The 24,107-nt window shown below is 49.3% G+C and carries 20 protein-coding genes; 10 read left to right on the forward strand and 10 right to left on the reverse strand.

Annotated features, from left to right (window positions below; all coding sequences use genetic code 11):
• Positions 1-178: 178 nt before the first annotated feature.
• Together HHL17_RS10550 and HHL17_RS10555 are read right to left on the reverse strand one after the other, a co-directional pair.
• Entirely contained in the window at positions 179-1,489 is a 1,311-nt protein-coding gene (locus tag HHL17_RS10550; RefSeq protein WP_169224681.1) for a RagB/SusD family nutrient uptake outer membrane protein, read from the reverse strand.
• Between the two features lie 29 nt (positions 1,490-1,518).
• Positions 1,519-4,512 (reverse strand): SusC/RagA family TonB-linked outer membrane protein, encoded by a 2,994-nt coding sequence (locus tag HHL17_RS10555; protein ID WP_169224682.1) that lies wholly within the window; start codon positions 4,510-4,512, stop codon positions 1,519-1,521.
• Between the two features lie 323 nt (positions 4,513-4,835).
• On the opposite strand from HHL17_RS10555, the gene HHL17_RS10560 reads away from it, so the two are divergent.
• A complete protein-coding gene (locus tag HHL17_RS10560) occupies positions 4,836-5,657 on the forward strand; it encodes a thymidylate synthase (RefSeq protein ID WP_169224683.1) in 822 nt (273 codons plus the stop codon).
• Between the two features lies 1 nt (position 5,658).
• Positions 5,659-6,153, forward strand: a complete 495-nt coding sequence (locus tag HHL17_RS10565) for a dihydrofolate reductase (RefSeq protein ID WP_169224684.1) — start codon at positions 5,659-5,661, stop codon at positions 6,151-6,153.
• Between the two features lie 3 nt (positions 6,154-6,156).
• Here HHL17_RS10565 and dnaG read toward each other — a convergent pair whose 3' ends face one another.
• The gene (dnaG, locus tag HHL17_RS10570; protein ID WP_169224685.1) at positions 6,157-8,130 is read right to left on the reverse strand and encodes a DNA primase; all 1,974 of its coding nucleotides are present in this window, start codon (positions 8,128-8,130) and stop codon (positions 6,157-6,159) included.
• A gap of 146 nt (positions 8,131-8,276) precedes the next feature.
• On the opposite strand from dnaG, the gene HHL17_RS10575 reads away from it, so the two are divergent.
• Both HHL17_RS10575 and HHL17_RS10580 read left to right on the forward strand, forming a co-directional pair.
• Positions 8,277-8,507, forward strand: a complete 231-nt coding sequence (locus HHL17_RS10575) for a hypothetical protein (RefSeq protein ID WP_169224686.1) — start codon at positions 8,277-8,279, stop codon at positions 8,505-8,507.
• A gap of 370 nt (positions 8,508-8,877) precedes the next feature.
• Positions 8,878-10,050: an acetyl-CoA C-acyltransferase gene (locus tag HHL17_RS10580; protein ID WP_169224687.1), complete on the forward strand. Its 1,173-nt coding sequence runs from the start codon at positions 8,878-8,880 to the stop codon at positions 10,048-10,050.
• A 95-nt stretch (positions 10,051-10,145) separates the two neighbouring features.
• On the opposite strand, the gene HHL17_RS10585 is transcribed toward HHL17_RS10580, so the two are convergent.
• Complete coding sequence (locus tag HHL17_RS10585; protein ID WP_169224688.1) at positions 10,146-10,766, reverse strand: hypothetical protein; 621 nt, start codon at positions 10,764-10,766, stop codon at positions 10,146-10,148.
• A gap of 248 nt (positions 10,767-11,014) precedes the next feature.
• Between HHL17_RS10585 and HHL17_RS10590 the strand changes: the two genes are divergently transcribed.
• Entirely contained in the window at positions 11,015-11,998 is a 984-nt protein-coding gene (locus tag HHL17_RS10590; RefSeq protein ID WP_078672086.1) for a pyruvate dehydrogenase complex E1 component subunit beta, read from the forward strand.
• 66 nt (positions 11,999-12,064) lie between these two features.
• On the opposite strand, the gene cysM is transcribed toward HHL17_RS10590, so the two are convergent.
• Together cysM and HHL17_RS10600 are read right to left on the reverse strand one after the other, a co-directional pair.
• Positions 12,065-12,937 (reverse strand): cysteine synthase CysM, encoded by an 873-nt coding sequence (gene cysM / locus HHL17_RS10595; protein WP_169224689.1) that lies wholly within the window; start codon positions 12,935-12,937, stop codon positions 12,065-12,067.
• 9 nt (positions 12,938-12,946) lie between these two features.
• Positions 12,947-13,759, reverse strand: coding sequence for a serine O-acetyltransferase (locus tag HHL17_RS10600; RefSeq protein ID WP_169224690.1), 813 nt, complete (start codon positions 13,757-13,759; stop codon positions 12,947-12,949).
• 272 nt (positions 13,760-14,031) lie between these two features.
• Here HHL17_RS10600 and HHL17_RS10605 point away from each other — a divergent pair, with 272 nt between their 5' ends.
• The 5 genes from HHL17_RS10605 to HHL17_RS10625 all read left to right on the forward strand — a co-directional run bounded on the left by HHL17_RS10605 (position 14,032) and on the right by HHL17_RS10625 (position 18,920).
• Positions 14,032-15,216, forward strand: coding sequence for a sigma-54-dependent transcriptional regulator (locus HHL17_RS10605; protein ID WP_169224691.1), 1,185 nt, complete (start codon positions 14,032-14,034; stop codon positions 15,214-15,216).
• A 13-nt stretch (positions 15,217-15,229) separates the two neighbouring features.
• A complete protein-coding gene (locus tag HHL17_RS10610) occupies positions 15,230-15,886 on the forward strand; it encodes an alpha/beta hydrolase (protein ID WP_169224692.1) in 657 nt (218 codons plus the stop codon).
• Between the two features lie 212 nt (positions 15,887-16,098).
• Positions 16,099-17,286: a signal peptidase I gene (lepB, locus tag HHL17_RS10615; RefSeq protein ID WP_169224693.1), complete on the forward strand. Its 1,188-nt coding sequence runs from the start codon at positions 16,099-16,101 to the stop codon at positions 17,284-17,286.
• Between the two features lie 138 nt (positions 17,287-17,424).
• Complete coding sequence (locus tag HHL17_RS10620) at positions 17,425-17,916, forward strand: cytidine deaminase (protein ID WP_169224694.1); 492 nt, start codon at positions 17,425-17,427, stop codon at positions 17,914-17,916.
• An 89-nt stretch (positions 17,917-18,005) separates the two neighbouring features.
• Positions 18,006-18,920 carry a tetratricopeptide repeat protein gene (locus HHL17_RS10625; protein ID WP_169224695.1) on the forward strand — a complete coding sequence of 305 codons (915 nt, stop codon included), beginning with the start codon at positions 18,006-18,008 and terminating at the stop codon, positions 18,918-18,920.
• A 229-nt stretch (positions 18,921-19,149) separates the two neighbouring features.
• On the opposite strand, the gene argS is transcribed toward HHL17_RS10625, so the two are convergent.
• The 4 genes from argS to HHL17_RS10645 all read right to left on the reverse strand — a co-directional run bounded on the left by argS (position 19,150) and on the right by HHL17_RS10645 (position 23,885).
• Positions 19,150-21,078: an arginine--tRNA ligase gene (gene argS, locus HHL17_RS10630; protein WP_169224696.1), complete on the reverse strand. Its 1,929-nt coding sequence runs from the start codon at positions 21,076-21,078 to the stop codon at positions 19,150-19,152.
• Positions 21,079-21,273: 195 nt separating this feature from the next.
• On the reverse strand, positions 21,274-21,855 hold the full coding sequence (locus HHL17_RS10635) for a porin family protein (protein ID WP_169224697.1): 582 nt from the start codon (positions 21,853-21,855) through the stop codon (positions 21,274-21,276).
• 83 nt (positions 21,856-21,938) lie between these two features.
• The gene (locus tag HHL17_RS10640; protein WP_169224698.1) at positions 21,939-22,424 is read right to left on the reverse strand and encodes a GNAT family N-acetyltransferase; all 486 of its coding nucleotides are present in this window, start codon (positions 22,422-22,424) and stop codon (positions 21,939-21,941) included.
• A gap of 99 nt (positions 22,425-22,523) precedes the next feature.
• Positions 22,524-23,885 (reverse strand): OmpA family protein, encoded by a 1,362-nt coding sequence (locus HHL17_RS10645; RefSeq protein WP_169224699.1) that lies wholly within the window; start codon positions 23,883-23,885, stop codon positions 22,524-22,526.
• Positions 23,886-24,107: the final 222 nt, after the last annotated feature.

Here is a 24,107-nt window from a genome sequence, read left to right on the forward strand (position 1 = left end):
TGCTGATTTCCCTGATTAGCGAAGATCAGATCGGTAATAACAAGATTATAAAGCATAAAAAAGAGAGAATACCGCTTGATAACATATCAAGCGGTATTCTCTCTTTTGTCGTGTCAGCTTTTTATTGCTGTTCGCTTCGATCTTCGCTAATCAGGGAAATCAGCAATCATCATGGCTATCAGTTGTTGGCTTCGTTCATCGGTATTGGATACCGTGACCAGACATCGTCGCCTGCTCTGTCTACAGGCAGCTGGTTAAGCCGGTTGTACCTGCGCATATCTATCCAGCGGTGGCCTTCCATGAACAGGGAATAGCGGCGCTGATAGAGCAGCTCGGTGATGAGCGCGTCTGTTGTGAGAGCACCGGCGTAAGGAGTCTGGTTATGGCCTGTCCTGATCCTGTTAAGCGCCACAACGGCATCCGGGAATTGTCCCAGTTGTATTTTGGCTTCGGCATAAATCAGGACCAGTTCCTCATTCCGGATAATGGAGATGGGGCTGCTCAGGGTAGGCCAGAGTGTCAGATCGCGGTTGCCGGTGAGGCCCACGCTGCTTACGGGAGAGGTACGCAGCGCCGTTTTGGTGATACGGTCATCACCCGCTATGATATCCGTGGCAAACGAAGGATGTGCTACCCTTACTTCCCCGGTAGCATTAGGCTGCAGGTACATGGGGTTTATCAAGTCGCCACCATTGGTGGAGTAAGCACTGAATACTCCTTTGGTAAAAGGACCGTTCAGGTCAAAGAAAGATTCATTCAGGGCTGTCAGTGCGGCGGCCCAGTTTTTCCGGTAGATGTGCACCCTTGCGGCAATAGCCCGGTTGAATTTCAGCAGTCCGGCAGCATCTTTGAAACCGGCGAAGCCGTCGGAGAGCGGGAAGAGCACTTCAGCTCCGGTGAGGTCTGCTTTGCCGGCATCAAGGAATTTCAGCACAGAGTCCAGGACAATGCCCGGATTGGTGATGATAGGTCCCAGGTTGGCATTGTCAGCCACCGGGATTCTGGCGCCGTTGGAATCCGTCATGTTGATGTTCAGCAGCAACTGATAACCGATCAGCGTTTCTGCAAAACCCTGGAAGGCTTTTTTCTGCGCGTCGCTGGCTACTTCGGTACGGGTGGTCTTCAGCGCCTGCATGAGGATAAAACACTGGCGGGCCACCTGGTACCGGGCCGCAAACGGATTGGTGATGTAGAATGTATTGTTGTCCAGCTCTTTGGAACCTCCACCCAGCATATCGGTTGTCCAGCGTGGCTCGGAGCCGGAGAAGCGGTATTGCTCGCGTCCCAGTACGCCAAAACCGTCGAGGTAGGTGCCGAAGCTGTTGCGTAACCCGGATTCTGCACCGGTAACCAGGTTAAAAAGATCACTCCGGCTGGGATTGACGACGATGCCGCCTACCACCGGTGTATTCAGACTGTTGATTTCTCCTTTCTGGCAGGCACTCAGGGCGAGCAGGACGCCGGACAGGTATATAATAAGCTTCTTCATTTGTTACAGTTTTAATAGTCAGATAATGATCAGAAATCGATGCCTAAGTGGAAGCTGGCCCTTTTGTTGGACGGGAAAGGCATTACGTCCACGCCGGTAGATAAACCGTTGCTGCCGCGGCTTTGCGCAGTGGTAATGGTGTTGCTGCCGAAGTTGGATACTTCCGGATCATATCCCACATATTTTGTCCAGGTGAAAAAGTTATTGGCGGAAACGCCCAGCCGGATACCTTTAATGGTTTTGGTATTCTTCAGCGGAACGTTGTAATAAAGACCGATCTCACGGATACGCACATAGGAAGCGTCCTGCACATACACACCGGCACCGGCTCCGGGCCTGTATGCACCGGCTTTCACGCCGTTGATCAGGTCATCATAATCGGGAGAAGTGGCGCCACCGTCATTGAGCAACTGGCTCAGGTTGATGTTGTCTCCACCTTTCTTCCAGTGAATGAGAAAACGTACAGAGAAGTTCTTCAGGAAAGTAAGGTCATTGTAAAAACTCATCTGGAATTTCGGTTCTGAATTACCAATCAGTACCAGCTGTTTGTTGACAATACCTTTGATCTGGGTAACAGGTTGTCCTTCTTCCAGGTAAAAAGTTCCCAGTGAGGCGCCGAACGCACCAATAGCATAAGGCGGAATGATCAGTTTGGTCATTTTGGAACGGTTCCGCCACCAGTTGATATTGGATGTCCATTTGAATTTGGCGGTATTGACAGGGATAACGGTCAGACCCAGTTCCACACCGCTGTTGGTAAGGTCGCCACTGTTCTTCCATTCTGTTGCATAGCCGGTGGAAGAGGGGGTGGCATGCCTTAACAATACGTCGTAGATACGTTTGTTATAGTAAGTAGCTTCAAGCGACACACGGCCGTTGAACAGGCTGAAGTCGATACCGGTTTCCAGTTCTGACTGTCTTTCCGGTTTGATGTTCGGGTTGCCCAGCAGGTTGTCTACCAGTACACCGGGGAAACCACCGATGTTGCTGCCGATCATGCCGGTGAATTTACTGCCGTAGGGCGGTACGTTACCAGACTGGCCATAGGCGATGCGTACTTTCAGGTTGTCTACTTTATCTACGTGCCAGAAAGGCATTTTGGAGATGTTCCAGGAGAAGGCACCTTTGGGGAAGACATAATATTTGAGATAATCACCATTGTTGGTGGAACGGTCAAAACGCACGCCGGCACTGATGGTGAAGGCATCCATCAGGGAGAGGTCTTCCTGGGCAAAGATACCGTTGTCACGGTATTTCTGCCGGAACTGGCGGGTGCTGGTGTTACCGCTGGCATCGAGGTTGGTTTGGCCGGACACGAGATTGGTGGCCACGGTCACGATATTGTCCAGGTAACCTGTTTCCAGGGTGGCGCCGGCGGTGCTGGTGAGACTGAGTTTTTCACTCGGTGTCCAGGTGTTGGCCACAAAGCCCAGGAGGTTGGTGTTGATGTTGTTGGTATTACCCTGGATGGAATGGCCCTGCTGGGCTTTTTCCTCAAACTGAAGGTCGCGTGGGAATACGGCGATGGTTTTCAGGTTGAAGTAGTCCACACCCGCTCTGACAGCAACTTTCGTAGAGGAGTGGTTACTTTGCTGGATACGGTATTCGATGTTGCCGCCGCCTACAAAACGATTCACGCCTTCGTTGTTCATCATCTTATCCCGTGTTTCTATCGGGTTGGATGCGGCGAACGCGTTGCGTGGGTATTCACCAAGAGCGTTGGGATGCAGCTCCACAAATCCCGGGGTGGTGGAAAGGGCCACACCAAGGGATACACCGTTGTTATCGTTGTTGGTAACACCTCTGTCGGAAGAGGAGTTAATAAAGTTGGTAGTAACGCCAACGGATAAACGATCATTTATTTTGTGGTCTACATTCAGGCGGAATGAGTTGTTGAAGTAGCCGGTACCTTTTACGATACCATTTTCCTGTCTGCGGTTGCCGGCCATATAGAACGTGGTTTTTTCTGAACCACCGCTGAGGGCTACGCCGGTATTAAGAATGAGGCCGGTTTGACCAAACATTTCCTTTTCATAGTCATAGATTTTTCCGGCAGCCTTGGCGGCTTCAAACTGTGCTTTCATGGCTGCGCGGGCGGCGATCACATCGGGATCGGTGCTGCTGGCGCTACCTCCCAAATCGGCGGCTGTTTCGGCGGTAAATTGCCGCACGCCCACGAGATGGCGCACTTTTGCAAAGCCCACTTCCTGGTTGAAAGTCACCCTGGTTTTACCGGCTTTACCTTTTTTAGTGGTGATCACGATAACGCCTGCTGCTGCTTTGGCGCCATACATGGCTGCTGCGGAAGCCCCTTTGAGCACTTCTATGTTCTCAATGTCTTCCGGGTTGAGGTCGGCGATACGGCTGGACGGGTTGTCCTGGTTGTTGGGGTTGCCGGAAGTAGCGGCGCCGGTAACATCATTCAGGCCGGCGGGGATACTACTGTTGTTGAAGAAGACACCGTCTACTACGTACAACGGCTGTGAGTTACCGAACACAGAGGTGATACCACGGAGCTTCACGGAAATACCGCCACCGGGAGCGCCGGAGTTGGCGGTGATCAGTGCGCCGGGCACCTTGCCGCTGAGGGCGGCATCAAAGGTCTGTGCCGGCGCCACGCCATTCAGTTCCTTGCCTGAAATGGTGGCTACGGCATTGGCCAGATTGCTGCGTTTGATATTGGTCGCCAGGCCGGTCACCACGATCTCGTCCAGCCGGGCAAAATCTTCCTCCAGTGAAATATTCAGTGTGGTGGCACCGGGAGGGATAGATACGGTCTGTGTTTTGTAGCCGGTATAACTAACGATCAGCTTAGATACCGCTGCCGGTACACTGATCGTGTATTTGCCGTCCATGTCCGTAATGGTTCCCTTGTTACTGTTGGGCACGCGCACAGTGGCGCCGGGGATGGCATTGCCATGGGTGGCATCCTTGATCCTGCCCGAAATGTTTTGTTGCGCAAATAAGGCAAGTGTACTGCATAAGCACAGCAGCACCAGCATACTGGATTTTGGTAGAAGCATAGCACGAAAATTGGTTTAGATTAAAATGATGGTGGCGTAATCACGATAGCGTAATTAAGATTTTGGTGAACGGGGAAATATGGTGTTTTCGTTTGAGTTCGATTTTGGTTGAGTCAATCTTATCTTCTGCTACCGTTGTTGGCGAATATCAGGGCTTTTCAATATCAGGGCGCACCTCCCGGTAGTGGTCTTCGTAGTCGTCTATAAGCTTTGTTGTAACTGTTGGCTATTTTGAATGTCAGTTTACGAAAAATCAGGCTGACTTTCACTTTTTTTGTTTGACTTATTTAGGTTATATTTTTCTCGTAACTTGCCGCCTGATTATGGAACAATATCTCACTTTATTACAACATATTATCAAGGAAGGCGCCGTTAAAACTGACCGCACCGGTACCGGTACCACCAGCTGTTTCGGTTATCAGATGAGGTTCGACCTTAGCAAAGGCTTTCCGCTGGTGACGACCAAGAAATTACACCTGAAGTCCATTATATATGAACTGCTGTGGTTCCTGAAAGGTGATACCAATATCGCCTGGCTGAAAGAACATGGGGTGAGCATATGGGACGAATGGGCAGACGCTAATGGCGATCTGGGCCCCGTATACGGTAAACAGTGGCGCAGCTGGGAAACCACCTCCGGTGAAACGATCGACCAGATCACCATCGCGGTAGACACCATTAAAAAGAACCCGGACTCCCGCCGCATTATTGTGAATGCCTGGAATGTGGGCGACCTCACTAAAATGGCGCTCAGCCCCTGCCACTGCCTGTTTCAGTTTTACGTAACACCTCCCGATGCTGCCAAAGGCGAAACCAGGGGCAAACTCAGCTGCCAGCTTTATCAGCGCAGCGCTGACGTATTCCTTGGCGTACCTTTTAATATTGCCTCCTACGCGCTCCTCACCATGATGATGGCGCAGGTGTGTGACCTCGATGCGGGTGACTTTATCCATACCTTCGGAGATGTACACCTGTACAGCAACCACATGGAACAAGCACAACTGCAGCTGACCAGAACACCTTTCCCACTGCCGGTCATGAAAATAAACCCGGACGTGAAAGACCTGTTCGCATTCAAATATGAGGACTTCGAACTGGTGGATTACCAGTTCCATCCTGCAATTAAAGCACCTGTAGCGATCTGATATGAGGGTATCCATTATAGTGGCCGCATCAGAAAACAATGTGATCGGCATCAACAACCAGTTGCCCTGGCGCTTGTCTACCGACTTGAAGTACTTTAAAAGCACTACGCTGGGCAAACCCATTGTCATGGGAAGAAAAACGTTCGAATCGCTCGGAAAACCGCTGCCAGGAAGACCTAACATCGTCATCACACGGCAAACGGATTTTCAGCCGGAAGGCGTGTACGTGGTGGCTTCCATCGATGAGGCCATTGCCAAAGCAAAAACATTCGACGGCGATGAACTCTTTATCACCGGCGGTTCCCAGATATTTGAACAGGCCTGGCACCTGGTAGACCGTATCTACCTCACACGGGTATACGCAGTGGTGCCGGGAGACGCATTTTTCCCTGCCGTCCATGGCAACGAATGGACACTCGTGAGCGACAAACGCCACGAAGCGGATGAAAAGAACGATCATCCTTTCTCATTCCAGGTATGGGAACGCAATCAGTAAAATCTATTTGAAAATAACGGTACCGAGGCCCTGGGTAAGCTCCTTTTCCAGGGCCTTCAGGTGTACCTGCATCTCAAGGCAGCGCATCACCTGCTCCATTTCGGTGGCTTTCTCCGCTTCCTCCTGGTTTTCCGTGATCAGCTTTTTGATCTTCCGGAGAATAAGATAGTTGGTGGTAGATATAGTGTCTTTCAGATAGGCATTATCGCCATAAACGGTATCAATCTCGAACCGCTCCTTCCAGTTAACGCTTAAGTCAGCTTCTTTATCTTCCAGTATCAGCGCGGTATACTTGCTCATATCGGGGTCCTGGTGGTACAGGAACCATTTTTTATCAGGCAGACTGCCTTCGTCGTACAACTGTTTGTATTCCCGGAGGATACGTTTCACCATCTCACTGTCTGCCAGTGATTCAAAATCATAAGGGAGATGGAAAATATAATCGGCTACCGTACTGTTTTCTTCTTCACTAAACGGTTTGTCGCCAAAACGCAGCAATATTTTCACCAGTTCCTTCTCCTGCTTTTCATCCTTGTTGAGCAACGAGGAAATGGAGACACCGGTTTCGGCGGCTTCCATGGCGGCAATGGCCTCTTCGCTCAGCACGTCGTCCTGCTCTGCTGGCGATGGCGTATTGCGGGCTATGGCCTGCTCCCGTTTGACCAGCCTCTCCCGGATGAACTTATTGACGAGCGCTATGAGCCCCTGCTCATCGATTTTGAGCAACTGGCTGCACTGACGGATATAGTCCTGCTGCCGGGTGAAATCTTCGGCTTTATCGATCTTGGAAATGGTTTCCGCGATCTCGTTGACCAGCTGTGATTTTTTAGTACTGTCGTTGCCGGCTTCCTGCATGCTTAATTGCAGTTTGAACAGCACGAAGTCCTGCTTGTTCTCCTCAATGAATGTGCGGAAGGCGACGGCTCCGATGCGCTGTACATAACTGTCCGGGTCTTCTTTGTCGGGCAGCAGTACCAGTTTTACGTTGAGGCTTTCTTCCACGGCCATATCGAGGCCGCGCAGCGCTGCTTTGATACCGGCGCTGTCACCATCATAGATAATGGTGAGGTTGTTGGTGTATTTTTTAATGAGCCGCAGCTGGTCCTGCGTGAGGGAGGTGCCGCTGGAGGCCACCACGTTCTCCACACCTGCCTGGTGCAGGGAGATTACGTCGGTATAACCTTCTACCAGCAGGCATTCATTGAGTTTATCAATGGCATGCCGCGCAAAATAGGTACCATACAGTACCCGGCTCTTCACGTAAATCTCGTTCTCGGGGGAGTTGATGTACTTGGGGGCCCGGTCTGATTTGACCAGGATACGGGCGCCGAAGCCGAGGATCTTGCCCGACTGGTTATGTATCGGGAAGATGACCCTGCCGCGGTAGTTGTCGGCGGGTTGCTCGTTACGAATGGTCACCAGCCCGGTCTTCTGAAGATACTCGAGGTTGTAGCCTTTGGCCAGCGCTGTTTGGGCAAAGGTGTCACGTTGATTGAGACAGTAGCCCAGCTGGAATTTGCGGACGGTCTCCTCGGTGAAACCACGTTCTTCAAAATAACTTAACCCTACATTCTGTCCTTCGTCTGAGTTAAACAGGGTGTCGGTAAAATATTCCCGGGCGAAACCGTTGATAATGAACAGGCTGTCGGACATCAGCTGATGCTGCCGCAGCTCGGGGCTCACCTCTGTTTCTTCAATCTCTACCTGGTACTTCTGTGCCAGCCATTTGATGGCTTCCACATAGGAGTACTTCTCATGCTCCATGACAAAGCTGATGGCGTTGCCACTTTTGCCACAGCCAAAACACTTATAGATCTCTTTGCTGGGAGATACGGTGAAAGAAGGGGATTTCTCGTTGTGAAACGGGCAGAGGCCCATGTAGTTAGCGCCTCTTTTTTTCAGTTTCACAAAAGAACCCACTATCTCCACAATATCAATGCGGCCAAGGATCTGTTGTATGGATTGTTGAGATATCACGGTTTGATCAATGCAACTGCAAACATACGGTAATTTCTCCGGAGCGGGAATATGGTCAACTTATCAAATGGTAGGAAAACATAAATCTTGTTTAAATTATATATAATTTTATGCGATTTTTTTTGCTTACCTATACCGATCCCTATATGAATAGACTTTTACTATTGTTTGTTTTATTTTTTGAGTTGACTACCGGGCATGATTCGGCAGCAATGCCCAAAATAACAACGATTGATAACAGGGCTACCTTCCGGTTTAATGTGCCATACCCTTACACTGATGTGGACTGCTGTGCCGTAGATCTTGATGACGGATCAGGGCGGCAGGGCTATCGGGCTGACTGGGTGTATAACGCCCGGTATGCCACCGACGGATAACGTATATACGATACAGTTAGCCAACGCAGACAACGGCCCAATACCCGGTGCAGGGCAGGAGAGCCTGTTGTGACGAACATCGTCAGCTTCCCATGGGCGATGGACCTCAGCCATATGCCGAAAGGATTGTATTATGTGCAAGGTGAGCGGCAGGGAGAAACAAAAGCCGGTATTGATAAGTATTCAATAAAATCAATAAAAACAGGCATTTAAAGCAGGCGGATAACGAATCCCGGGTGATACATTAAACAGCTTTCAGTATTTGCTGTTTTTCGCTCAAAATTCGTTATTCGCCTGTTGTTTTTTCCAAATCAGCTTTCCTTATATTTGGTAGATTATCAAAACAAGCCAAATCAATCTTAATAAACAGATGAAAGAAGTTTTTATAGTAGCCGCAGTCCGTACGCCTATTGGTGGTTTCAACGGCACACTGTCCGGCGTTTCGGCCGTAAAACTGGGTTCTACCGTGATCAAAGCTGCACTGGAGCAGGCAGGAATTGATGCTGCTAAAGTGAATGAGGTATATATGGGCAACGTGATCAGTGCTAACCTGGGGCAGGCGCCTGCCACACAGGCGAGCCTGGGTGCGGGTTTACCGAATACCGTGCCCTGTACCGGTGTCAACAAGGTATGTGCTTCCGGTATGAAAGCCATTATGATGGGCGCTCAGAGCATCCTGCTGGGTGACAATGATATTGTGGTGGCCGGCGGCATGGAAAACATGAGCGGCGTGCCTTATTACCTGGATAAAGCCCGTACCGGTTATAAGCTCGGCCCTGGCGCTGTGATCGACGGCATCATCCGGGACGGCCTCTGGGACCCTTACAAAGATTTCCACATGGGCAACGCTGCAGAGCTTTGTGCCGCGGAATATAAGATCACCCGGGAAGACCAGGATGCCTACGCCATTGAAAGTTATCGCCGTGCGGCAGTAGCCTGGGAAAAAGGATACTTCAAAAAAGAAGTGGTGCCGGTGGAAATACCTGGTAAAACAGTGGTAACCGTATCAGAAGATGAAGACTATAAAAAGGTGATCCTTGAAAAAGTGCCTACCCTGAAACCTACTTTCCAGAAAGATGGCACTATCACTGCTGCCAATGCCTCCAATATCAATGATGGTGCTGCAGCTGTGGTACTGGTAAGCGGCGAGAAACTGAAGGAGCTGGGCCTGAAGCCACTGGCTAAAATTATCAGCTTTGCCGATGCCAACCAGGCGCCGGAATGGTTTACCACCACCCCGGTGAAAGCCGCGGAAAAAGCGCTGGCCAAAGCTAACCTGAAAATCACTGACATGGATTTTGCAGAGGTAAACGAAGCTTTCTCCTGCGTGCCCATTGCCAATGCCAAAGACCTGAACATGCCATTGGACAAAGTGAATGTATGGGGCGGTGCAGTAGCCATGGGACACCCGATCGGTTGCAGTGGCGCCAGGATAGTGGTAACACTCAATTCCATCCTGCATGAAAACAATGCCCGCTATGGGCTGGCTGCCATCTGTAATGGTGGTGGCGGCGCCAGCGCGATGATCATAGAAAAGATTTAATCATTGGGTTATTTGATCATTTTGATATTTTGATATTGGAAGGACTCCCTCGAAATAGCACAATATCAAAATGATCAAATAACTAAATGATAAAATTATTCCAGTGCCAATAGCGTGTCTTTTCGCATCTTACCATAACCCCATTGTACCAATACGCTGTCAGCTCCCCTTTTCTTTAACCGCAAATTGCTTATTGCATGTTGGGGTTTAATCACGTCAGGCGTAATTTCTTCAAACAACCAGTATTTATCCGTGATCAGGCTGTAGGTAGGTGTTACCGACAGAATGCCACTGGTTTTGCTTTGCAGGGCATGGTCATCATCGATGGTGTACCGGCGAAAGTCGCTGTCAGACAATAAGGTGAGCGTTACCACCAGTGTCAGGATGCGCAGTGGAGGGATAATGAGCCCAAACAATAATACAAAGGGAAAGCCGAAAAGTGCCGTCAGGTAAGCATACCGGGCATCGGTGCCGGGTTTGCTCAGGCCATAAAGGACCATGCCGCTGCCGGCATAGAGTGTAAAGAAAACCCTTTCCGTCTGGGTGCCTTTAAATCCATATCCATTGATCATCAACAGCAGACATACTATCGAGAAGAACAGGAAAATGATATGGGCATACCAGGTAAGGGCCAGTGCTACCGGTGATTTTACCTTTTTGATTTTACAGGATACGGCCGTGAGAAAACTGATGGTGAGAATGGTCAGTGTAACCATTATTGGTTTATTTGATTATTTAGAAATGTTGATATCGGGAGTTGATCAGCGACCACCTTTTAATCTCACTTTTCCCTGTTTAATTCACATGTTAAAATAATAAAATATAAAAATAATAAAATAACTAAATATTATAGGCGGGCTGTCATATTAATTATTAATCCTTTGCTTTTTCGTCAACAAACAATATTTTTGCCCTGCCTTACGACAATCAGGCACTTAAACTTTCAAACTTTATTAAGAATAGCATGCGTCAGATAGCTTTCAGACAAGCCTTAAGAGAAGCCCTGCAGGAGGAATTTCGCCGTGATGAACGGGTATTACTGATGGGGGAGGAAGTAGCCGAATACAATGGTGCTTATAAAGTGAGCCAGGGAATGCTCGATGAGTTTGGTCCAAAACGTGTGATTGACACGCCGATCGCTGAACTTGGATTTGCTGCCATAGGCGTTGGTGCTGCTCAGAACGGCCTTCGCCCGGTAGTGGAATTTATGACCTGGAACTTCGCAACACTGGCTTTAGATCAGATCCTGAATACGGCTTCCAAAATGCTCGCCATGAGTGGTGGCCAGGTTGGCTGTCCGATCGTTTTCCGCGGACCTAACGGTTCTGCCGGTCAGCTGGGCGCTCAGCACTCTACAGCTTTTGAAAGCTACTATGCTAACATCCCCGGCCTGAAAGTGATCTCCGTTTCCAATCCATATGACGCCAAAGGTTTGCTCAAAGCGGCTATCCGTGATGACGATCCGGTTGTTTTCATGGAAAGTGAAGTGATGTACGGCGATATGGGCGAAGTACCGGAAGAAGAGTACATCATCCCTATCGGTAAAGCTGACATCAAACGTGCCGGTAAAGACGTGACCATCGTTTCTTTCAATAAAATGATGAAAGTAGCCCTCGGCGCAGCGGAAGAACTGGCAAAAGAAGGCATCGAAGCGGAAGTGATCGACCTGCGTACTATCCGTCCGCTGGATTGGTTCACCATCCTCGAGTCTGTGAAGAAAACCAACCGCCTGGTGATCGTGGAAGAACAATGGCCGTTCTCCAGCGTTTCTTCTGAAATCGCTTACCGCATCCAGAAAGAAGGTTTCGACTACCTGGACGCTCCGATCCGCCGTATCACTGCTCCTGATGCTCCGATGCACTACGCTCCCAACCTGGTGAAGCTGTACATGCCGGATGTTGAACGCACCGTGAAACTGGTGAAAGAAGTAATGTACATGAAGAAATAATTCCCTTCGGAATATAAAAAAACGGCGAAGATATCCTCTTCGCCGTTTTTGCTTTTATATAGTTGTTCAGGCAAACAAGTCGCTCGACAGGTACCGGTCGCCCCGGTCACAAATAATGCCCACGATCACACCGCTGGTCAGCTCCCGTGAAAGCCGCAATGCTGCTGCCATAGCGCCGCCGCTGCTCATGCCACAGAAAATGGCTTCTTCCTTCGCCAGTCTTTTGGTCATCTCCCTGGCCTCCTGTTCATCGATCTCCATGGTCACATCTACCCTCGATTTATCAAATATTTTAGGGAGATAGGCCTCCGGCCATTTACGGATACCCGGTATTTTGGAGCCATCGGTTGGTTGACAGCCCACAATCTGCACAGTTGGGTTCTGCTCCTTCAGGTACCGGGATACGCCCATTATGGTGCCCGTAGTGCCCATGGCGCTCACAAAATGGGTGATCTTACCAGCCGTGTCCCGCCAGATCTCGGGACCGGTGGTTTTATAGTGCATCCCGTAATTATCGGGATTGGCAAACTGATTCAGCATCACATAGCCGCCTTTGGCCACCTGTGCATTGGCATAGTCAATAGAAGCCTCCATGGATTCTTCCAGCACCACTTTGGCGCCATAGGCCTGCATGGTCTGCACCCGCTCCAGTGTGGAGTCGGCCGGCATCACCAGGTCTATCTCGATGCCAAATAAATTGGCGATCATCGCCAGCGCAATGCCGGTATTGCCGCTGGTGGCTTCTATCAGCCGGGTGCCCTTGCTGATCTCGCCCCTGTCCAGTGCTCCTTTGATCATACCATATGCAGCCCGGTCCTTCACACTTCCACCAGGATTGGTACCTTCCAGTTTAGCATAGATTTTAACGCCCGGGTTCTCCGGGATTCGTTGTAATTCCACCATTGGCGTATTGCCAACGAGGTCCAGTATTGTTGCCATAATCGGTAGTTATTCGTGATTGCTCTCCAGGTATTTATGCTCTGCTTTGTAATAGATACGGGAAAAAGGCTCCACGCTCCGTATCAGCCATACGTTGCCGCCTATAACACTGTGATGGCCTATCACCGTGTCGCCGCCGAGAATGGTGGCGCCGGCGTAGATCACCACATGCTCTTCAATAGTGGGGTGCCGCTTGCTGCGCGCCATCGTTTTTTCAATACTCAATGCACCCAGTGTTACGCCCTGGTACAGCTTTACATGTTGACCAATAACGGTGGTTTCACCGATCACAATACCGGTGCCATGGTCTATACAGAAGAACGGTGCAATCACTGCTCCGGGATGGATATCAATACCGGTGCGGGCATGCGCCAGCTCCGTGATCATCCTGGGCAGCAGCGGGATTTTCAGCTCATACAGGACATGCGCCATGCGGTAGAAGGCAATGGCATAAAACCCGGGATAGGCGCGGATCACTTCATACAGACAAGTCGCCGCCGGATCGCCCTGGAAAATGGCGTTCGCGTCTTTGGTCAGCTCATCATAGATCAGTGGTACCCTGCTCATAAAAGCCCGGCTGATATGGCCCGCTTCTTCGGGTAACTGATGCTGCATTGGCAGCAGCAATGTCTCCAGCTGTTTCTCCAGCTTGCGTCCGTACTCTTTCAATAGTACAGGATCGGCCATCACCTGGCCGGTATGTTCGGGGAATAACCAATTAATCAGACTATTGGCAAAATCACTTACAACACTCGTGGCGGGATAAGCATTTGCGGCAGCCAATTGGTGTCTCCGCTTCAGTTCTTCCAAAAAATCGCTCATATGCGGAAGGAATTACAGATCTGTATTCGTTTGTATGCTAAAATTACTCATATTCCCTGTAAAGTTAGTAGACTTTTCATTTGGATATGTTGATATTCGGATATTTGTACGGGGTGGGGATTACCAATCGTCAATTTACGTCGATTTAATGCAACTATTCTTCTGGAGAATCTAAATAACCGGATACAAAATGAAAAAATAGCCAAATCTCCGTTATTTTTGGCGCTGATTACTACCGGACTATACCGGTATTATAAATCTCAACATTCGCTATGGCAAACATTTTAATTATTGACGACGAAAAAAGCATCCGTAAAACACTCACTGAAATTCTGAGCTATGAAGGCTATAAGGTAGAAGAGGCTGCGGACGGCTTGGAAGGATTTAAAATGTTCCAGGCAAAACAATACGATGCTGTATTGTGTGATATCAAAATGCCTAAAATGGATGGCCTGGAATTTCTGGAGAAAGCCCGGGAAATCAACCAGGACGTGCCTATCATCATGGTGTCCGGCCACGGTAATATCGATACTGCCGTTGACGCTGTGAAAAAAGGCGCATATGACTATATCTCTAAACCACCGGACCTGAACCGCTTGTTGATCACCCTGCGTAACGCTATGGATAAAACGAAGCTGGTGACGGAAACGAAGACCCTGCGCCGCAAGGTCAACAAAGTGCCGGAAATGATCGGTTCTTCTGCCCCTATCCTGAAAATCCGTGAAACGATCGAGAAGGTGGCGCCTACCGATGCACGTGTACTGATCACCGGTGAAAACGGCGTAGGAAAGGAACTGGTGGCCCGCTGGCTCCACGAACGCAGCAACCGCGCCTCCGGCCCGATGGTGGAAGTTAACTGTGCTGCTATCCCCAGCGAACTGATAGAAAGCGAACTTTTCGGTCATGAAAAAGGCTCTTTTACTTCCGCTGTAAAACAACGGATCGGTAAATTTGAACAAGCCAGCGGCGGTACCCTTTTCCTCGACGAAATCGGCGATATGAGCCTCAGCGCACAAGCTAAAGTGCTCCGCGCCCTGCAGGAAGGAAAAATCACCCGCGTGGGCGGCGACAAGGAAATCAGTGTGGACGTGCGTGTGGTCGCTGCTACCAATAAGGACCTCCTGAAAGAAGTGGATGAAAAAAACTTCCGCCTTGACCTCTATCACCGCCTGAGCGTTATCCTTATTCACGTGGCATCCCTCAACGACCGCCGCGATGACGTGCCGCTGCTGGTGGACAACTTCCTCGACGCGGTGTGCAATGAATACGGCATCGCCCGCAAAGGAATTGATAAAGAAGCCATGAAAGCGCTGCAAAACCACAACTGGTCCGGTAATATCCGTGAACTGCGCAACGTGGTGGAAAGACTGGTGATCCTCTCCGGCAAAACCATCACCACAGAAGATGTAGAAGACTTTGTAGTACCTATCCGCGAAAGAAAAAAAGCAGGTTCCTGAATCTGAAAATAATATGTCCAGACAGCTGTATCTCATTAGTGGCCTTGGGGCTGACGAACGCATCTTCAACAACCTGCGTTTCCCGGCCGGCTATGACATACACCACCTGAAGTGGATAGACCCGCTTCCCGATGAGCCTATCAGCAGTTATGCCTCCCGTATGGCGGCAGGCATCACCGCTGATGGGCCCATTTCTTTGATGGGCGTGTCTTTTGGCGGTATTATGAGCCTCGAGATCGCCAAGGTGCGGCCTATCGCACAAAATATCCTGGTGTCCAGCATCAAACATACTGCTGAAAAGCCGCCGTATTATAACTGGGTGCGCAAGCTGCGGCTGCACCAGCTGCCAGATGCCATCATCTACCGGCAGAGAGGCCTGGTGGTGAAGAAGTTCCTCAACATCGAAAGCAAAGAAGAAGGACAGCTGGTAAAGGAATACCTCACCAAAAGCGACTTCACGTATACCCGATGGGCGGTTAACGCGATCCTGCACTGGGAAAACGATATGGTGCCGCCAAACCTGGTACATATCCATGGGGGCAAAGACATGCCCTTCCCCATCCGTTTTGTGAAGCCCACGCACCTCATTCCCGATGGCGGCCACTTTATGGTGCTCAACCGGGCCACAGAAGTCAACCGCATACTGGGCGAAACGTTGCTCACCGCTTAGGGCCTGACTAGTTGACACTACTGCCTGCCGCTTATCAGCTACGGGCACCCTCCAGGGAATTTCCCACTGCGGATTTAAAACATTATTTTTAATTTTAATAGCTATAGCTGTACTATTTAAGCTATTTTTAAGAAAACTTTTCTCCGGGAAAAGCTACTCACTAACAACAGAATATTATATTTGCCTTTTTAAGCATCTAATAAGCGTATTGAATGAATCTGGCATTTTGGAAAAAAAATAAAGAAGGTCAGCCAAAGAAAAAGAAATCTACGGCGAGAGAATGGTTAGACGCTGGCATCTTTGCTATTATAGCAGCCACGCTTATCCGCACTTTTATTTTTGAGGCCTATACCATTCCTACACCTTCCATGGAAAAGACCTTGCTGGTAAACGATTTCCTTTTCGTCAGCAAGATCAGTTACGGCCCCCGGATTCCCATGACGCCGCTGGCCATGCCTTTTGTGCATCACACCATGCCGTTCACCAAATCCACCAAAGCTTATTCTGAAGCCATTAAATGGAAATACAAACGCCTCCCGGGTTTCTCCGACATCAAACGGTATGATGTGGTGGTGTTTAACTTCCCTGAAGGAGATACGGTGGCTATCGATGCACCTGATCCAAGTTATTACAACATGGTAAGGCAGAACGGTTGGCAGGCTGTCAACAATTCCTATCAGATCATTCATCGCCCGGTAGATAAAAGGGAAAACTATATCAAACGCTGTATGGCGGAAGCCGGCGATACACTCAAAATCGTACACGGCGTAGTATATGTGAATGGTCAGCCGGCACCGGTGCCTCCTGGCAGCCAGCATAAGTACGTAGTGGAAACAACCGGCGATCAGCTTAATGCCAGCCGTCTGGATGAACTGGGCATTACCGGTCCGGAATATACGTTCGACAACAACAAGTACGTGTACAACCTCACACCGGACAACGTGGCTGCGCTGAAACAATTCCCGATCGTTAAAAACATCAGTGTATACGAAGAGTCCAACTATGTTGATTTTAACTACAACATGGTGTTCCCGCATGATACCGCGCATTTCAAATGGACAGAAGAGAACTTTGGCCCGCTTTATATTCCGAAGAAAGGCGCTACCATAAAACTGGATGACAGCAATATTGCGATATATGACCGCGCCATCCGCGTGTACGAAGGCAATACGCTGGAACGGAAAGATGGTAAATTTATCATCAACGGTCAGCCTGCGGATTCCTACACCTTTAAAATGAACTACTACTGGATGATGGGGGACAACCGCAACAATTCCCTCGACTCCCGCTTCTGGGGCTTCGTTCCGGAAGATCACGTGGTGGGTAAGGCATGGCTGATCTGGATGAGCTATGGTGACAACGGTATCCGCTGGAGCCGCTTGTTCAGAGGTATCAAATAAGCACTGGCTGAAAATATTTTTTAAAGTAAATTACGGACTGGCATATTGCCGGTCCGTAGTTGTCTTTACCCCTTTACAGCCCCCGATTTGCAGGCGTATCCCGGTAAAGGCTATACGTAACAGCTTCACACTTTTTTTATGGAGAAACAATTGCAACAATTTGAGTTTTGGGTATATAACGATATTACCGGCCTGGATGACAGGGACGCGTGGTTACTGAAAGAGGCCCGTGATGTGACCCGTCATGCTTATGCGCCTTATTCCCATTTTCAGGTGGGTGCGGTGATACGGCTGGTCAATGGAGAAATTGTGGCTGGGTCCAACCAGGAGAATGCCGCTTTCCCTGCTGGCCTGTGTGCTGAAAGAGTGGCTTTGTCTGCCGCTTCATCAGCCTATCCGGATGTGCCGGTAGATACCATTGCCGTTAGTTATAACAATATGCATGGTGACAGCGACCATCCCATTTCGCCCTGTGGTGTTTGCCGTCAGACGCTGGCAGAATACGAGCTGCGCCAGGATAGCCCGATACGCCTCATCTTAGGTGGACTGAGCGGGAAGGTGTATGTTATCAGCAAGGCCAACGACCTGCTGCCGTTAGGGTTTTCTGCGTCCGATATGACAGAGAAATAGTTCAATATATTGAAATTCAATTTATTATTATCTTAATAATATAATATATAAATATTTAAATAATATTATCTTTGTAGGGAAGCCTACACATGATGACCTTTCGCCTTATCCTATGTTTGCCTGTTGTGATGCTCAACCTGGCCATTCATACTGTCAACGCGGTGCCATTAAACAAATGGTACGATAAAGCCCGTGATCTTTACCGCGAAGGTATTGCCTTCAGGAAATCCGGTCAGCATGAAGCTGCCCGCCAGCGCTTCGCCGCGGCCATTAAGGCGGACAGTGCTTTTACTGCTGCCTATAGTGCCCTGGGAGACATTTACTTTGAGAAGAAATCATACACGGACGCGCTGTTCTGTTGCCGTAAAGCGCAGCAGTTGGGAGCGGCCAATATGAGCCGGCAGATAGGGCTGAGTTATTACTATCTGCATCAGTATGAAAACGCGCTGGAAGCGCTGCAACAGGCCCTGCAGGAAGAACCGGGCAATAAAATGGTGCCTTATCAGCTGGCGCAACTCTACGCACAGCTGGGCAACTACCGGGAAAGCATACACTATTATCAGGAGGACCTGTTGTTGGACAGCACGCATACCGCAGCCTGGTACGAACTGGGCATGATGTGGTTTAATGTGACGGAGCCGGCAAAAGCGGTCCGCGCTTTTGAAAAAGCTGCTACGCTGGGATGTAAACAGGATGCGGTTTTTCTGTTCAACACCGGCGCCGCATGGTTGCAGTTGCAGGAAACAGAGAAAGGCATTGCCTGCCTGTTGAAAGCACAGGAACTACAGCCAGACGACGAGCAGGTGGGCTTCAATCTTGCACAGGCCTTTTATGGCAAAGGTGATTTTGAAGCAGCCGTTTCTCAGTGGGAAAAAGTGCTGTGTTTGCAGCCTACAAATGCATTTGCTATGTTTATGCTCGGAAAGTCGTATATGGGTAAGGGTGAGATGGAAAGAGGCATGGCCCTTTGTGATAAGGCTACGGCTACCGGCACTATCAGATAATATTGTACAAACATTATTTGCCACAGTGAGGAAGGATTAAAAACAACGCATCAAGGATTGGCAAGCTCCTTTTTCGTTGCTGCTAGCTGTGGTATTTTCTTCGGCAGTTTCGGCCACGGCGGCCGTAAGCTGCTAACGCTGCGGCCCGCGAGGACCGCAGCGTTTATTTTTTACATGAAAAAAGGCAAAGCCGGAAAGCTTTGCCTTTTTGTATTTTATCCGGATAAGATTACATCCGCTCCGGTACATTGATGCCCAACAGCTTCATACCCTGACGGATCGTGTGTGCGGTGAGGGTGATCAGTTGCAGTCTTAATTTTTTCTTGTCCTGGTTTTCTTCCCGCAGTACAGAATAAGTATACACACCTTCCACCTTTGCAGCATAGAATGAATTGAATGTCTGCGCCAACAGGAACACGTAGTTGGCAATAACAGACGGGCTCATTTCACGGTGTGCATCAGCCACTGCGCCGGAGAACTGTTCGTTGAGCACAATCAGCTCTTTTTCCAGTGGCAGCAGTTCGCCATTGTACCGGAAGTTGTCAAGACCTTCCACAGACCCAACATCTCTCAAAATAGATTTGATACGGGCGTGTGCATACTGGATGAACGGACCGGTAAATCCATGCAGATCGATGGACTCTTCCGGGTTGAAGATCATTTTCTTCTTAGGATCTACCCGAAGCAGGAAGAATTTCATGCCTCCCAGGCCGATGGTTTCATACAGCTCATGCAGTTCTGCTTCCGTGATATCGTTATGTTTTTGCAGGGCTTTTTCTGTAGCTTCTTTGGCGGTATTCACCATTTCTGATGTGATGTCGTCAGCGTCCACTACGGTGCCTTCCCGGCTTTTCATCCGGCCGTGAGGCAGTTCCACCATGCCATAGCTGAGATGGTAGATACCGGCAGCAGATGGTTCGCCCAGTTTTTCCAGGATCAGCTGCAGTACTTTGAAGTGATAGTTTTGTTCATCGGCCACCACATAGATGCTCTGTTCCATGTGATAGTCGTTGTATTTCAGGCGGGCGGTGCCCAGGTCCTGTGTCATGTATACGGAAGTGCCGTCGCCACGGAGCAGCAGCTTCTCGTCCAGCCCGTCAGCGGTGAGATCTATCCATACAGAGTTGTCCTCTTTTTTAAACAGTACGCCTTTTTGCAGGCCATCTGCTACGAGGTCTTTACCCAGCAGGTAAGTATCGCTTTCGTAGTACATTTTATCGAAGTCGATGCCAAGGCGTTTGTAAGTTTTGGCAAAGCCTTCGTATACCCAGCCATTCATAGTAGCCCACAGGTGGCGTACTTCCGGATTACCGGCTTCCCACTGCTGCAGCATGATTTTAGCCTGCTGCATGATCTCCGTTTTATTACGGGACATCTCTTTGATGTCGCCCATAATTTTAGCGGTTTTATCTTCGTCGGCTTTTACTTCCGGCTTGTGCAGCGCTGTTACCAGTTTGGTCAGCTTTTCCACATCTGCGCCTTCGAAGTCCTGGAAGTCGTTTTCCAGTACCCGGTCGATGATGGGTTCTGCCTGTTCTTTCACTACGCTTTCAAACTTCACGTAGTAGTCGCCCACCAGGTGGTCGCCTTTGGTACCGGTGGATTCCGGGGTATCGCCGTGTGCAAACATTTGCCAAGCGAGCATGGATTTACAGATGTGAATACCACGGTCGTTGACGAGGTTTGTTTTAATGACCTCATATCCGTTGGCCTTCAGGATTTCTGCAATGGAATAACCCAGGAAGTTATTACGCAGGTGCCCGAGGTGCAAAGGCTTGTTGGTATTGGGGGAGGAGTACTCCACCATGATTCTTTTGCCATTGGCGGGCTGTATACCGATGTTGCTGTTGTTATAGTTCTCCTGCAGGAAAGCAGTCCAGTAGTCCTGGTTGATGTCCAGGTTGAGAAAGCCTTTTACCACGTTAAAACCGGCGATCAGTTCCGGTTGGTTGGCAGTGAGCCAGGTACCGATATTTTGAGCGGTTTCGTCGGGTTTTTGTCGGCTGAATTTGGTGAATGGGAAAACAACAATGGTATACTCACCCTGAAACTCAGGCTTGGTCACATTGATCGAAACGTCGGCCAATGCGATGTCCTGGTTATAAAGTGATTTAATGGCGGCAACGGCAGCCGTTCTGATTGATTGTACAACACTCATGCTGAAAATGATTAATGCGAGGAGCAAAGATAGTGGGTTTAATGCTAAGGCGCAAAGCGGGTGACTTTTTTAGCAGGATGTTAATGGGGAAAGGGCAGGAGGCAGCCCTGGAATGATGGATGCCACTATATCGGGGGCAAAATAAAAAGGCTGACCGTTAAGGTCAGCCCTGAGAAGTTCAATATTGCGCTGCTACTAGAACATGTAGAACAGACCGATCTGTGCTACGGAGTTCTTGTTGGTAACTTTGTCAGAGTCGTAAATGTTGGTCAGGCCAAAGTTGTAACGGCCGGATACGCCCAGGCCCATGTCAAACTTGTAGCCGAAACCTACGCCGATGCCAAAATCCACTGTTTTCATCTGGTCTTTTACATCTACAGATACGCTACCGCCTTTCGCTTTAGCGCTTGCGAGGATACCCAGTTGCGGACCAGCTTCGAGGTAGAAAGCCGGAACAATAGAGTACTGTACCATTACAGGGATGTTGATGTAATCTGTTTTAAGCGTGCCTTCAGTCGTGATCAGGCCACCGAGGTAGCTGGATTTCAGCTTAGCGCCCTGTCCGGAGTACAGTAACTCTGGCTGGATAGCCCAGCTTTCATCCAGTGCAATGTTTACGAGACCGCCGGCATAGAAGGAGGCACGGGTTTTAGCCGAACTTTCGTTGGTGATTTTAGCGAGGTTGAGGCCACCTTTAACGCCAAATTTTACAGTTTGTGCTTTTACTGCCAGTACAGTACCAATGGCGAGTATACCAGACAGAATAAGTTTTTTCATGATATGAATTTTTTACTTCGCCCCTCATACCAAGAAATATGCCGGTTTTGATCAGTGCATAAAAAACTACGGAACGTGGAATCCTATAAATCCTTCAGCATCCAGCTGTCACAGCCAAAATGACCGGTATTGCCCATAGGGCCTGTCAGGTACCGGAACCCGAATTGTTCATATACTTTTCTCGCCCTGGCCAGTTCCGGGCTGGTTTCGAGGTAGCATTGGGTGTATCCGTTGGCTTTGGCATAATCAAGGCACATGGTGATCAGTTTACCCGCCAGTCCTTTACCTCTGGCTGCAGGAACGAGGTACATCTTCTGCAGTTCACAGATATGGGCTTCTCCGCCGTCCAGCGGATGAATGCCGGCGCCGCCGAGGATAGTCCCGTTTTCTTCCGCGACATAATAAGTAGCCCTTGGTTTATCAAATACTATTGACAGGTGGTCGGTGGTGGGATCGGAGTAGGCGGTCCCGGGTTTGTTCATACCGAATTCTGTCAGTGTGGTCCTTACAATGTTGGCGATAGCATAGTCGTCGGCAGGGGTAATAGTTCTTATTGTCAGTGTTTCCATATAATAAAAATACGAATAAGGGCTTTTCTATGGGAAGTTTATTTAGTCACCTCTCCATAAAAAGCCCCTGATTCGTCATCCGTAATTTGTAATCCGAAATTAGAATATGGTAAATTCTACCCTTCTGTTTTTCTGTCTGCCGGCAGCGGTTTTATTGCTGGCAATGGGTTGTGACATACCATAACCCACGGCTTCAATTTTAGAGGCGTTTACGCCTTTGGCTACCAGATAGGATTTCACGGATTCAGCTCTTTCTCTGGACAGGGCCAGGTTGCGTTCTTTGCTGCCTACGTTATCTGTATGGCCGCTGAGTTTGAGGTTTAGGTTTTTACGTTTGAGCAGTTCTGCCACCCTGTCGAGTGCCGGGTAAGAGTGTGCTTTGATAGTCGCTTTCGCGAAGTCGAATTCCAGGTTCTGGATCGCTTCTTTCACGATGCGGGTATCTTCTTCCGTGATGATCACTTTTTCTTCTTTCTTCTCTATTACCGGGGCAGGCAGGGGACATCCGGCGCCATCAACAGCAGTATTGGCTGGTGTGCCGGGGCATTTATCGAAGAAGTCGGAAACGCCGTCGCCGTCACTGTCTTTGGTCAGTTTGTCCACATCGGCTGTCAGCCTTGCATTAGCCCGGTTGGCATCATCGAGGGCTGTGCGGAGAGTGGCTTTCTGGGCTTCCAGTTCGTCATATGTAGCGGCGGCAGGATTATGCCACTGTAGCTGGGGCTTGCCTTTTTTGCCAAGGGCAAATTCCAGTCCGGCATAGCCGTAGGAGTATTTGTCCTTGTTGGGCCCATGATGATAACCGTCGAGGTTGTCCCCGTCAGTATAATACATGGTATAACCCAGGTCGAGGTTGATGAATTCAGACAACCTGAATTTCAGGCCGGCGCCTACCGGGATGATCAGCTCCTTGATAGTGCCATTGGTTTTATAATCAAAAGAAGTGTTGCTGCCAGTTGGGGTAAGAGAGGGGCTATAGCCGGCAATACCGCCACCCACAGAGCCGTACAGCATGACAAAATTCTTACGGAACAGCCAGTTGACCGTCGTGATATTGAATACGGCATTCAGGGAGGCCGACCATTTTAACTTTGTTTCAAACGAGCTATAAGGACTTACGAGGGGAGTACCGTTACCCAGATTTTTGCTGTTGTCGGCTTTGAGTTTACCGCCTACATAATCAGCGCGTAAGGCCATAAAGTGAAGTATCTGGTATTTCACATAAGCGCCATAACCGGCGGACGCCTTCCATTTGGTAAAGTCGTTACTACCGCCGGTGGCAGCCACAGGGGCCAGGAGGCCGCCGTTGACACCAATAGACCATGTTTTGTATTCCTGGGGGCCTCTAAATAGCTGTACGGTGGGAACAGCAGACGTTGTTGTTTCGTCCTGGGCATTGCTGAAGAGGGGCAAAAGGGCCAAGAGGGCACAGGATGCCCGCCAGATAGTGGATTTGTTCATAAGAAAACACTTAAGTGATACAATTGCTTTTGTCTGATAAAACGATTGAAATACAGGATAGAGACGAATAGGCTGCTAAAGAAAGGCGAGGTTAAGAACGGGTAACAGAACTACACAGGTGCCATATTGCTTGGCCATTTTGTCGGGTTCTATAAATGACTAAATAACCAAATAATCAACCCACTTGTTCAAATATAGGACACCTGACTGACATAATTTCAT

Origin of the sequence: Chitinophaga fulva, from assembly GCF_012927205.1 — a bacterium.
Taxonomy (GTDB): Bacteria; Bacteroidota; Bacteroidia; order Chitinophagales; family Chitinophagaceae; genus Chitinophaga; species Chitinophaga fulva.